Annotated in this window: 9 protein-coding genes; 3 read left to right on the forward strand and 6 right to left on the reverse strand. The window is 65.3% G+C overall.

The features are described from left to right. From BM228_RS31955 to BM228_RS31965, 3 genes are all read right to left on the reverse strand, one after another. Positions 1–197: calcium-binding protein (locus tag BM228_RS31955; RefSeq protein ID WP_139234319.1), on the reverse strand; the 197-nt coding region annotated here is incomplete at its 3' end. 957 nt (positions 198–1,154) lie between these two features. Continuing rightward, on the reverse strand, positions 1,155–2,927 hold the full coding sequence (locus BM228_RS31960) for a type I secretion system permease/ATPase (protein WP_092047172.1): 1,773 nt from the start codon (positions 2,925–2,927) through the stop codon (positions 1,155–1,157). A gap of 187 nt (positions 2,928–3,114) precedes the next feature. Next, on the reverse strand, positions 3,115–3,924 hold the full coding sequence (locus BM228_RS31965; protein ID WP_092047174.1) for a hypothetical protein: 810 nt from the start codon (positions 3,922–3,924) through the stop codon (positions 3,115–3,117). Positions 3,925–4,311: 387 nt separating this feature from the next. On the opposite strand from BM228_RS31965, the gene BM228_RS31970 reads away from it, so the two are divergent. The 3 genes from BM228_RS31970 to BM228_RS31980 all read left to right on the forward strand — a co-directional run bounded on the left by BM228_RS31970 (position 4,312) and on the right by BM228_RS31980 (position 7,179). After that, positions 4,312–4,527 (forward strand): hypothetical protein, encoded by a 216-nt coding sequence (locus BM228_RS31970; protein WP_092047176.1) that lies wholly within the window; start codon positions 4,312–4,314, stop codon positions 4,525–4,527. 140 nt (positions 4,528–4,667) lie between these two features. Then, complete coding sequence (locus tag BM228_RS31975; protein ID WP_244537421.1) at positions 4,668–5,621, forward strand: M23 family metallopeptidase; 954 nt, start codon at positions 4,668–4,670, stop codon at positions 5,619–5,621. A gap of 205 nt (positions 5,622–5,826) precedes the next feature. After that, positions 5,827–7,179, forward strand: a complete 1,353-nt coding sequence (locus tag BM228_RS31980) for an HlyD family type I secretion periplasmic adaptor subunit (RefSeq protein WP_092047178.1) — start codon at positions 5,827–5,829, stop codon at positions 7,177–7,179. 406 nt (positions 7,180–7,585) lie between these two features. Here BM228_RS31980 and BM228_RS31985 read toward each other — a convergent pair whose 3' ends face one another. From BM228_RS31985 to BM228_RS31995, 3 genes are all read right to left on the reverse strand, one after another. Further along, on the reverse strand, positions 7,586–8,218 hold the full coding sequence (locus BM228_RS31985) for a tyrosine-type recombinase/integrase (RefSeq protein WP_092047180.1): 633 nt from the start codon (positions 8,216–8,218) through the stop codon (positions 7,586–7,588). Between the two features lie 1,214 nt (positions 8,219–9,432). Further along, positions 9,433–11,397, reverse strand: a complete 1,965-nt coding sequence (locus tag BM228_RS31990) for an alpha/beta hydrolase domain-containing protein (protein ID WP_092047182.1) — start codon at positions 11,395–11,397, stop codon at positions 9,433–9,435. A gap of 377 nt (positions 11,398–11,774) precedes the next feature. Continuing rightward, the coding region (locus BM228_RS31995) for a winged helix-turn-helix transcriptional regulator (protein WP_092047184.1) at positions 11,775–12,146 on the reverse strand (372 nt) is incomplete at its 5' end.

Below are 12,146 nucleotides of genomic sequence, written 5' to 3' on the forward strand. Positions count from 1 at the left end.
GTGTCGTCGCCCTTGCCACCGTAGAGGTGGTCGTTGCCCGACCCACCGTAGATCGTATCATTGCCCTTGCCACCATAGATGGTGTCGTTGCCGCTACCACCGTAGATGGTGTCGTTGCCGCTACCACCGTAGATGGTGTCGTTGCCGCTGCCGCCATAGATGGTGTCGTTGCCATCGGTTCCATAGATCTTGGTCATGTTCCTGCTCCATCGAATGTTTGACGGCACTGTGCCGTGCTGCTGAACTTCATTCTCCTGTTTCCCAGCATCAGAAATAATCTTCGGTGCGGGAGGCTTGATCCGGAAATTTCCTCGTCAAAGCCAAATTCGGTTTATGATGATTTCAGGCGGTCTACCGTGATGGAGATCACTATAGGCTGCCGACCAAGCAATCGGTCGTCCTGGGCGGCCTGCGCCGGCTTCCGCGGACCCCGCCTGCGGGCTCAGGATTCCGGTGCGTCCGACGGCTTCGAAAACGGCAAGGCGAAGCCGATGATCGAACCTGGATCGGCACGGGTGATAGTCTTGAGACCACACGCCGCAGAGCCTGTTTGACCCGAGAATATCAATCGTTGGACACGCGTGGCGGATGGAAATCCTGATCTCCACCTCATCCTGAAGTGTGAGCGAAGCGAGGCTCGAAGGAGCCCTCCAGGGATCGCGCGGCTGGCTGGAGGGTTCCTTCGAGGCCTCCCCTTCGCTTTGTCACCTTAGGATGAGGTGTAGGATAGGAGAATAAAGCCACCCCTTTCTGTCATCCCGGGGCCGCGCAGCAGAGCCCGGACCTGCACGGGCCGCCAGCGAGTCCGGGCTCGCCTTCGAAGCCCCAGAACGACAGCGCAGATCGTCACCCTGTCAGGAGATGAATTTTCCAACATGTGGATCCCCTGGCGGGTGACAGCGCATGAAACTCCGCGTCGTGGACACACGAAGCGCAGGCGACTGGGCTGTGCGTCGCATCTGCCGTGCAGGCGGGACAGCGTCCTGCGGCCACGACGCGTCCTTCCGATCCTCGGGCGCGCGCCCCTTGGCCGCCAACGCCGCGCGGCGCCCCGGCCAAGCGAGAGCGGGCGGCCCGGATGATCGGACCGCCCGCTCGAGAGAACCTCGCCTGTGCGCCAGCCAAATGCCGGCGCCACCGGGATGCGAGAGATATCAGGCGCTCTCCTTCAAGATCTGAATCGGAGGATGGCTCACCGACGGGCGACCGGGACGGGCGTCGGCCCGCACGGCGCCCGCTTCGCTGCCCGACCGTCCGCGGATATTGCGAAGCACCGCGTCCTTGGTTCCGAAGGCCGCGACCTGGCCGGCCTCGATTGTCAGCATCAGGTCCACAGCCGCGAGTGCGCTGATCCGGTGAGCCACGATGATGACGACACCGCCGCGGGCGCGGACGCTGAGGATGGCCTGGGTCAAGGCCGCGTCGCCCTCGCCGTCGAGGTTGGCGTTCGGCTCATCGAGCACGAGGAGGAATGGCGAGCCGAACAGCGCCCGGGCGAGGCCGATGCGCTGCCTCTGGCCGCCCGACAGGCCCGTGCCGCCCTCGCCCAGCGCGGTGTCGTAGCCCTGCGGCAGGCGTTCGATCAGCTCGTGGATTCCGGCCTGTCGTGCGGCCTCTTCGATTCCGGCGCGGTCGGCGTTCGGGGTGAAGCGGGCGATGTTCTCCGCCACCGTGCCGGCGAAGAGCGAGACCTCCTGCGGAAGGTATCCCACGTGGCGGCCGAAATCGGCGGCTTGCCATTGCGGGATCGGTACGGCATCGAGCCAGACGGTCCCCCGGTTCAGCGGAAGGATGCCGACCAGCGCTCGGACCAGGGTCGACTTGCCGGATCCGCTCGGGCCGGTGATCGCGAGGGCTTGCCCCGCCTTCAGGCTGAAGCTCACCTCCTTCACGGTGAGGCGCGTGCCGCCCGGCGGGGCCACGCTCACGCCCTCCACCTTGAGCATCCGCGTCGGCGCCGGCAGGACGGGCATGTGCCGCACGGCCGGCGCCTTTCTGATCGTGTCGGCGAGCCGGATCCAGCTCTGCTGCGCCGCGATGACACCCTTCCAGTTCGCGATCGTCGCATCGAGCGGCGCGAGGGCGCGGCCGAGTAGGATCGAGGATGCGATGATGATGCCGGGCGAGCTCTGGCCGCGGATCACCAGATAGGCGCCGAGCGCCAGCACACCGGATTGCAAGGCCATGCGGGCCGCCTTGGAGACGGCGCTCGACGCTCCAGCGACATCGGTCATGCGCTGCTGCGCCATGAGGTAATGGTGGTGGGCTTCCTCCCACCGGGCCGCGAAATGACCCTGCATGCCCATCGCGATTAGCACGTCGGCGTTGCGGCAGCTGGCTTCGGTTACGGTGCTGCGGCGCTGCCCGTGCTCCATCGCCACCTGCGACGGGCCGCGGGTGAGCCGGTCGGCGACCAGGGTGATCAGGACGAGGAGCAGCGCCCCCGAGACGGTCGCGACGCCGATCAGCGGGTGGAACAGGAAGCAGATGCTGAAATAGAGCGGCATCCAGGGTAGGTCGCAGAGCGCCGTCGGCGCCGACCCTCCGAGGAAGCCGCGCACCTGATCGAGATCACGCAGCGGCATCTGGCTGTTGGCAGGCGCCGTTCCGTCCAGCGGACCGCGCACCAGCGCGTCGAAGACGCGGGGATTCAGGCACTCGTCGAGGACATTGCCGATCCGGCTCAGGATGCGGCCCCGCAGAGCCTCCAGGGCGCTCTGGAACGCGTAGAGCATCAGGGCCAGGAGGACGAGGCCGACGAGGGACGGCACGGACCGGCTCGGGAGAATGCGGTCCGAGATCAGCAGCATGAAGAATGAAGCCGTAAGATAGAGGACGTTGAGGAGCCCGCTGGTGACAATAAGGCTGACCAGGGCCGAGCGGCAGCTCGCGAGCGCCGCACTGAGTTCGACGGAAGCCGGTTTCATCGCGCATCGCCCCTCTGTTGGAATGGTCTGGCCGAAGCAGCCCGACATGGATGCGGCCCGCCCGTCCCGGATGCCTGGGTTTGGACTCCCTCCGGACGGGCGTCCGTGAGGCGGCTCACACCCAGGGCTTTCGACGGTCGCCGGGCCGTTCGATCGGGCGGGCCCCGCGGGACTCACCCGAATGTGCTCACGCGGCCATTGGGCACTTGGCGGCCAAACGCGTCGGCTTCCGGTCTGTGCGCGGGACGAGCAACTGGGCGGGCCGGCGCTTTTTCGCCCGCTCGAACAGTGAATACGTGCGATTCACGTAGTTCGAAACGCCGCTGAGCGTGTCGATGTAGTGCTGCACCGGCGGCGTGATCTCCGCCTCCACGAGGCGCGTCGGCTTCGCGGGATCGAGGGTGTCGAAGCGCACGTAGAACCAGGGCTGGCCGCGGCGCAGGGTCAGGTTTTTCGAAATATCGTGCCACTCGAACGCCCACATCAGGGGGCGCGGCCAGATATGGACAGGGAAGCGACCGCTGATCAGCGTCCCCGGAAGCGGGTTGTCCTGATAATCGAGGAACGGCGGCAGCTGGTTGATGTAGGCGACCTCGTCCGACAGGAAGATGTAGGGCGTGATGATCTGGAGGATCGGTCGCTTCGGGTGGCGCCACTCCGCCGGGTTCACGACGCTCACCATCTGGCTGATGTGCTTGGGCCGGATCGTGCTGCGGGCGCCGTCCGCATTCTCCAGGACGGGGGCACGCCCCTCCTCCAGGCTGATGCGCAGATTCAGGTCGATCGGGCACCGGATCACGATGTGCCGGGCATCGAAATCCACTGCCGCCGGGCATCCCTGCACCGATTTGGCCGACGCCGCTCGGCCGAGGTCCCGCCGGAACGGCTCCGGGTCGTCCCAGATCAGGGCCGCCTTGGTGTCGGCGATGGCCCAGCCCACTTCGGTGACCCGCTTCGGCGCCAGCGCCTGAAGCCTCTTCTTCAGAAAGTCGAACATGTTAGGTCTCCTCGGGGCATCGCTGGTGTGGTTGCGGCCACCGGATCGCGTCTGCCGCGTGTCGTGAGATCGATATGGACCGGCAGTCCCGCGGCGGACTGTGATCGGGATCACGCCTGTAGGGCGGGGGCTCGCAGGGTCGACCGGCCCTCGGCCCGGCTCAGGGGTGCGGGCGCGGGCCTCGATGTCCGATCGATGGCAGCGACGGGCGCCACCGCCCCGGCAGGGCCGACCGTCACGGCGCACGGTTCGGTGATCTCGCTCACAGTCGTCGACCCCGGCGGGTGGAACGATCAGGGCCTGAATAGGAGCAGGTCACCTGCGCCTAACGCCGCCGCCGGCCCCCTCGGGACGCGGTGCGCGCACGCCGCACAAGGACTCAGAGCGATGGAAGTCGAAACCCTCGAACGGCCCGCGTCCCTCAAGATCTGGCACGCCGAAGCGGCCCGCTTCTTCCCGAAGCACCCTCAGCAGTTCGACAGCATGCGCGAAGCGATCGCCGCGGCGGCCGTCGCCCTGACCCATCCGGGCCGGCAGCCCTGGATCGTCACCGCGGAAGGCGACCTGCTGCCGCCGAACTGGATCATCGGGAGCCTCAGATGAGCCATTCCGGAGCAATCGCCGCCGAACCGGAGGCCGGTTCGGCGGCAGCGAGCAAACCGATTATGAGCATGTCACAGATCAAGATTTTCAGGCCGTTCCCGATCGCAACGCGATGGGAAAGGGCTCGAGCCTGCCTCGTCGTGCTGGCCCTCTGGCCAATTCGCGCGGGGGCCGAGCCTCTCCGACTGCAGCTTCCGATAGCCTGCGAGCCGGGCCGGACCTGCTTCGTCCAGTATTATGTCGATCGCGACCCCGGTTCCGGCGCGCGCGATTTCGCCGGCGGTCGGCAGACCTACGACAAACACGACGGCACCGACTTCCGCCTTCCGACCTCGGTCGACGCTGCCGGCCCGCTCGGACTCGTGCGGGCGGCGGCAGCCGGCACGGTGCTTCGGATTCGCAACGACGCACCCGACGTCTCGGTTCACGAGACCGGGATGACAAAGGTGGCGGGCGTCGAGTGCGGCAACGGCCTCGTCATCGGGCATATGGATTTCTATGAAACGCAGTATTGCCATCTGGCCGAGGGCACCGTGGCGGTGCGGCCCGGCGAGCGCGTGGCGGCCGGCCAGGCCATCGGTCATACCGGCCTCTCCGGCGCCACGGAGTTTCCGCATCTCCATTTCACCGTCCGCCGCGCCGGTCTCACGGTCGATCCCTTCGCGCCCGACGATTCGGCCGGTGGCGGCCGCCACGGGAGCCTCTGGGACGATGCGGTCGGGGCGAGCCTCGGCTACCGATCCGCGACAATCCTCAATGCCGGCTTCTCGGACAGCCCCGTGACGATGGCGGCTGTCGAGGCCGCGGCCGCCCGTCCTCTGGACGCGCGGGCGGAGACCCTGGTGGCCTGGATCCGGGCGATCAGCCTCGAGGCTGGCGACGTGCAGCGTCTCGTCATCCGGGCTCCGGACGGGCAGATCTTCGCCGAGACCCAGCTGCCGCCCCTCGTCAACCCGCGGGCGCAATCCCTGGTTTTCACCGGCAGGCGACGTCCGGCCAAGGGGTTCCCGGCGGGAACCTACGAGGCGACCTTCGAGGTCCTGCGCGAGAACACTTTGGTCGTGGCGCATCGCTTCGTCGCGACGCTCCCGTAGCGCGGTCAGACGCGGGCCGCTTGATCCGCTGTGTGACCTGGTTCACGGACCCGCGCCACGACGATGCGGCACAGTCTCCTCCCATTGGGACCGGTCGGGTCGAGCGTCGGGTTGAGAGCCCGACCTCTCGGCAGCCCGCAGCTCGATCGCCCGCCCGTCGCGCCGGGACGCCGTGCCCGCGTCGCGCCCCTGAGGAGGAGACAGGATGCCCACCGCCATTCCGATGCGCGTCGCGCCACAGGCCGCCTCGCCCACCGCCGCCCGTGCGTCCCGGGCGGCGATCCGACGACAGGTCCGCTTCACCGCCCTGCTGGTCACGGCCCTCGTCGGCGGCGTCGGCGGCTGGGCGAGCTTCACGCAGATCGGCGGAGCCGTCATCGCGTCCGGAAGGCTCGTGGTCGAGAGCGACGTGAAGAAGGTTCAGCATCCGATCGGCGGCATCGTCGGCGAATTGCGGGTGCGTGAAGGCGAGCATGTCAGGTTGGGCGACATCCTCGTGCGCCTCGACGAAACGCAGCCGCGCGCGACCCTCGACACCGTTCTGCGCGCGATGGATGCCCTCGCGGCCAAACGGACGCGCGAGGAGGCCGAGCGCGACGGCGACATCGCGCTCAATTTCCCCTCCGATCTCCAGGCCCGAGCGGCATCGGACGACGCGGTCGCCCGGCTGATCGATAGCGAGTCGCGTCTGTTCCTGGCCCGCACCAAAGCGCGCCAGGGGCGAAAGGCCCAGCTTCGCGAGCGCATCGCCCAGCTCAGCCAGGAGATCGCCGGGATCAACGATCAGGCCGCCGCGAAGACGCGGGAAGTCACCGCGGTGGACCTGGAGCTGAAAGGCATTCGCGAGCTGTGGCTCAAGAACCTGGTCCAGCTTCCCCGCCTGACGGCGCTCGAACGGGAAGCCGCGCGGCTAGACGGGGATCGCGGCAAGTTCGCCGCCTCGATCGCGCAGACCAAGGGCAAGATCAACGAAGTCGAGCTGCAGATCATGCAGGTCGACGAGGACATGCGCAACGAGGTCAGCAAGGACCTTACGGAGATCCGGAGCCGCTGGTCGGAATACGAGGAGAAGCGGACGGCCGCCCTCGATCAGCTCCGGCGGACCGATCTCCGGGCGCCGCAGGACGGCGTCGTCCACCAGATGACGGTACACACGGTTGGCGGCCTCGTGACCCCGAACGAGCCCGCGATGCTGATCGTCCCCGAATCGGACGAACTCGCGGTCGAGGTCCGGGTGGAGCCCACGGATATCGATCATGTCCAGATTGATCAGGTGGCGACGCTGCGCTTTTCGGCCTTCAATCAGCGCACCACGCCGGAGATCAGCGGGATCGTGGATCGCATGGCCGCGGACGTGACGCAGGACCCGAAATCGGGCCTGAGCTTCTACAAGGCGCGTATCCGAGTCTCCGAGGCCGAGCGCGCGCGACTGGGTGAGATCCACCTCGTCCCCGGCATGCCGGTCGACGCCTTTCTGAAGACCGGCGACCGGACGGTGTTGTCCTACCTCACGAAGCCCCTGATGGACCAGATCAGCAAGGCGTGGCGTGAGAAATGATCCGGGCGGCGGGACGCGGATTCCGCAGCGCGATACGACGGCGCGCGGCCGGAGGTGGCGCCGTGCTTACGGGGAGAGGTGGCGGCGTAGGCGCCGAATGGCTGGTGAGACTGGCGGTGGGCGGCTCGGCCCTGTCGCTCACGGCCGGGACGCGGCGTTCCCGGTCACGTCCTCCTGGCAGCTAGATGTTTGGTTCCGGCTGCGGTCGAAAGCCGTCGCAAGATCGGCGTTTCATCCGCGAATCGGCGACCGTGATCGCCAACTAGGAAGTGGACCAACAAATTCTTTCATTTGCCGAACGTCCGCTTACGGAGGACCGCTATCATTAGCTGAATGACCGGAATGGGCGCTTTGCAGCTGGGCTGGTTTGGATGCCCCTCGACACTGTAGCCGAGGGGCCAAATGCTCAAATCTCAGTACCCTCGGCCAGGGTCAGAGCATCCTCGACGTCCATACCGAGGTACCTGACCGTGCTCTCGATCTTAGTATGGCCGAGCAGAATCTGGACGGCACGCAGGTTGCCAGTCCGCTTGTAAATCAACGAAGCCTTCGTGCGACGCAGGGAATGGGTCCCATAGTCCTCGCTGCGCAGCCCGATGCCTGTGACCCACTCATCGACTAGGCGCGCATACTGCCGGGTGCTGATGTGCGTGACGCCGTCGAGCCGACTCGGGAAGGCATAGTCGTCGAGCGTTCCACCCCTGGCTTCCAGCCATGCCAGAATGCTGGTTCGTGCAGGTTCGAGTAGCTCGAACTGGACCGGCCGGCTGGTCTTGCGCTGGATGACGATGGCTCGGCTACGGACGCGACCACCGCTGACGAGATCGCCGATCTTGAGCTTGACGATGTCGCAGCCGCGCAGCTTGCTGTCGATGGCGAGGTCGAACATCGCACGGTCGCGCACGCGCCGTTCGCGGTCGAGCCAGAACCGGATGGCCCAAACCTGCTGAGGTTTGAGGGCGCGCTTGGCGCCGAGCTTGCGACCGGCGTTCCAGGCCGGCCGCCCTTTCGTGGCCGTATCGTATGCGGAGTGTCCCATCGTTTATCTCCTCGCCGGCCAATGCCGACGAGACGAAAAGACACCCAAGTCGATACCTATGAGGTGAGGCCAGCCTAAGCAGACGGGTTGGTTGCGACCCAACCCAGATGCCCGGGCCGCCGTCATTGCTGCTGCAAAGCGGCCGTTCGTCCGCCATCCTGCAACTTCAGCTCGGGGCGGCTTGCAGCCTAACCCAGAGCGTTGCAGAACCGTGAGCTAGGTCATGGCGCTGTTTGTCATAATTTTGATCTTAGCTTCGATCCCTTTCGGGATCGCTATGTTCTTGAATAGAACATATCTGCTTTTGCTATACGTCTGTATTATCTTGGTGCTCGTTGTCTATGTGATGGTATTGTCCTCAGCAGATACAAGAATGTCGTCTCCAGGCGAGCCCCTTGGGAGGGTAATCGTTTCTTTCATCCTTCTGGTGGGCGGGATAGGGGGAGCTATCGTTAAATGCTTTCTTCTCGCCCGGCGGCACTATCGCTCGAAGCGAGTGCTGGGAAATTGATTTTCGACCATGCGGAACCTGGATCGTGTTCGATAATATTCGTTGACGGAAGAACGATGAATGGCGGATTCTGGGACACGAGCCCGGCAATCCAGGCAGCCGGGTGCGTCTTGAGCGGCCGCCAAGGCTATGTCCGATACAATGCACTGATCGCCCACAAGCGGACCGGCGGCAAACCACCCATCAGAGACGCTCGCCTGGGCCCGAGGGGCAGCCGGAGGTGGCCGAAAGCGGCCTGACCGCTTTGGTTCGACGGGCCACAGAACCAGACGTGCCGCTTGCGTCCGAGGCTGCGCGGAAGTGTAGACGCACTGCAGAGCCGTAAAAAACTTCTATTTTTAGCTAATTATGGCAACCGGGTGTCTATTTTAATGCTAATTTCACACGAATTCTGCCATCTTTGAGGGTGCCGGGATCAACGCCGTCGACCTGCTCATCTTCCTTGGTGATGGTCTAAGCCTGGGCCGCCATACTCAATAGAGATAGCGTAAGCAGTAAGTTTAGCACGGCAAGGTGACGTCTCACGAAGGCACTCCCCTCTGATATGCGCTCTCGTCAGCCCGGGGCTGAGCCCTCGCGCGCCTGATGTCTGTCAAAGACGCCGGCGATTTCCTCGAACACCGCTTTGGTCTCCAGCCCAGGGTTGTCGCGGATGTATAGGCTTGCGCATAGCCGAACTATCGGTGCGCCTCGTCCAAAATTGCTATTGCGTAGCCTCCTGCCGTGCTGCCTGGACCAAGCGGTCGCCATCCTCGCGCAGAAGCAGGCGATCTTTGACCAGCACGTCTACAGACTTGGCCACTCCAGCAAGGTAGGCATCCAGATCTGGGTAGCGTTCCTCCAAAGAAGTCCGCGGATCCCCGTTGGCCTCGCGCTCGGCTCGTGTTCGTGCAAACGGAAGCTGGCTTCCCTCCCGGTCGCATAGGGAGCCCACAGGGAAGGGATCAGCGTAGAGGTTCCAACCCGTGAAGGTCGCCCGCGGTGCGGCAACGGCCGGCAGGCGAATGCCGGCCACGTCGTTGCCGTCCGAATCTACGCGGGGCACGAGTGGTCGGTATTGTAGCCCGCTCTCAGGCTTGGGATCGACGTAGGTGCTGAAGCGCGCGATCGTGTTCGGCGCGGTGGGGACTGGCACACCGACGATGAAAGGAAATCCGGTCTGGGCTGCCTCGACCAGCGTGCCATCCGATAAGCGCGGAATCCGGCTGTCCGGCGGCACTGTGCCGTCCGTCACCCACTCCTCGAGCGCGACCAGAAGGGCTCGAAGGACAGGTGCCGGATTGAGGGTGCTGCGCATGTTCGCGCAGGGTCCTCTATTCGAGGTCAGTCCGGCGCGGCCATAATGGAAGGCGCTCGAGACCAGGTAGGCACGCGCTCGGTCGGGCAAGGCGACGTCCTTGCGACCGAGTGGATCCGTCGTCAGCAGCGAGGCACCTTTCTGCCAATACTCAGTGCCGGTGTTCACCTCAATAAGCAGCGGGTCGAAGCCATCGTTGCGCAGGAGCGCGCCGGTCCGTCCCGTCACCGGGTCGTGCTGGGGCGTCGCGGAGAACGGGAAGGTATTTTCCGGATAGAGATGATCTTCGTGCTGCGTGTTCGTTCGTGACGGTTGGCCGAAGCGCGCATTGAGGAAGACCCCGCCGATCCCGGCGATGTGGGACAACACGCCGTCGAAGACCCGGTGTCCGGTCTCGTCGCGATTGAAGCCCTGATAGATGAAGTCGCGCAGGTAGCGCCCGCTTTGTGAGATGCCGAGCGCGACCGCGTGTCGGATTGTTCCGCCCGCCGGGTTGGCGCCGCTGGCGGCATCGCTGCGCAGGTAGGCGACCACGTCTCGCGTCGCGGCGAAACCGATGCCGAGCACCTTCGGTTCAGTGGCCTGGTAGGTGAACTGGTAGATCGAGCCCGGCAAGGGCTTGGTTCCCTTAGGCAGGAGTTCGAGTTGCCGCGACGTCGCGTAGTGCCACGCATCCGCCGGAACGGGCCGGGGCGGGTCGGCCTCCCGACGCCGCACGGTAAGCTGCGTGCCAGCCTTATCCTGACTGGCTGCCTTGAAGGTGAGATAGAAGGGCGCCTCCGGCGGCCCGCGGGTGGCGCTGACGAGTTCGTCGCGCACGATCTCCACGATCGGCTTGCCGTTTTGGGAAGCCACCGGCACGTCAATCGCCATGCCGCCCTGCTGACGCAACGCGTCTGCCTCCCAGCCCGACCAGACGATGGTGTCACCGCGTCGCAAGACGAGGCTGGTGCCGGCATCGACGGCGCTGCGCGGATCGTTGACGGCCTGGGCGGCTTGGGCCGGCGCATCCAGCACCCAGTTGAATAAGAACTTGCGGCCGCGGTTCAGCACCTCGAACAGCAGCATGCCGCTGCCCCGTGCAGGGTCTTTCGGCCGCAAAATAAACAGGTCGGTTTTGTACTCGACCATGCCGCGTGCATTGCGCGGGGCGAACGCGATGTCGACGATGCCGGCATTGGCGGGGTCCGCAGGATCGAGCTCGCCGTGGGCGGCTCCGATGAGCCGCTCGTAAGCGCCGGTAGATCCAAATTCCGCGCCTCCAGCAAACGGCTCGACGGTGGCGATCTCGATGCTGATGATGCGCGCCTGGGCTGGCGTGACGCCAAGCGCGCACCCGAGCGCGCAGGCCAAAACCCGACCTGTCCCCATGCTCCCCCCCCGCTCGGCTCGTTTGGAAGGCCGATGGTGTTAGCAAACACAGGTAGCACGGCGCGTCGAGCAGTGTGCCTGCTGAGACGTTGCGTTTTCGACCGGCCTGTCAGCCAGCCTACTGGCGCTGCTAAGACCGACAAGCTGAGCTGTTGCAACGTTCGCTTCGGAGAAGCCGCTAGCGTCGACTGAGCGGCCGAGATGGGCGCATAGCCGAACGACCGGTTTTGAACCCATCGGCGATCCAGCGTGGCGCAGTCTGGCCGAAAACAGAATGGCTGCTTTGGAGGAGGCCGACCGAAAAAGCGGACGGCTTCCTATCAACCCTTGTACGACATGGTGGTCCAGAAGCTTGCGAGCCGAAAGCAGACGTAGTCTCACTTCTCCATCTTGATGCTGTCGTGCTCGTGGTTGGCCACTTCCATCGCCGCACCGTTGTCGAGGGCCCACGCGCACAGCGCCTCGAACGGCTGACGCAGCGAATGACCCATCGGCGTGATCGCGTACTCGACGCCGATAGGGGCGGTCGGCAGCACCGTCCGGGTCACCAGACCGTTACGCTCCAGCCGCTTCAACGCGTCCGCCAGCGCCTTGTGAGTGATGCCATCGAGCCGACGCTTGATCGCGTTGAACCGTGCCGGCTGCGGGCAGAGCACTGTGAGGATCAGGATCGTCCACTTGTCGGCGATCTTGTCCAACACCGGACGAACCCGCGCCATGTTGGTGAGCGCGCACTCGGCCGCGGCATC

This window comes from Methylobacterium pseudosasicola (assembly GCF_900114535.1).
In the GTDB taxonomy this organism is placed as follows: domain Bacteria; phylum Pseudomonadota; class Alphaproteobacteria; order Rhizobiales; family Beijerinckiaceae; genus Methylobacterium; species Methylobacterium pseudosasicola.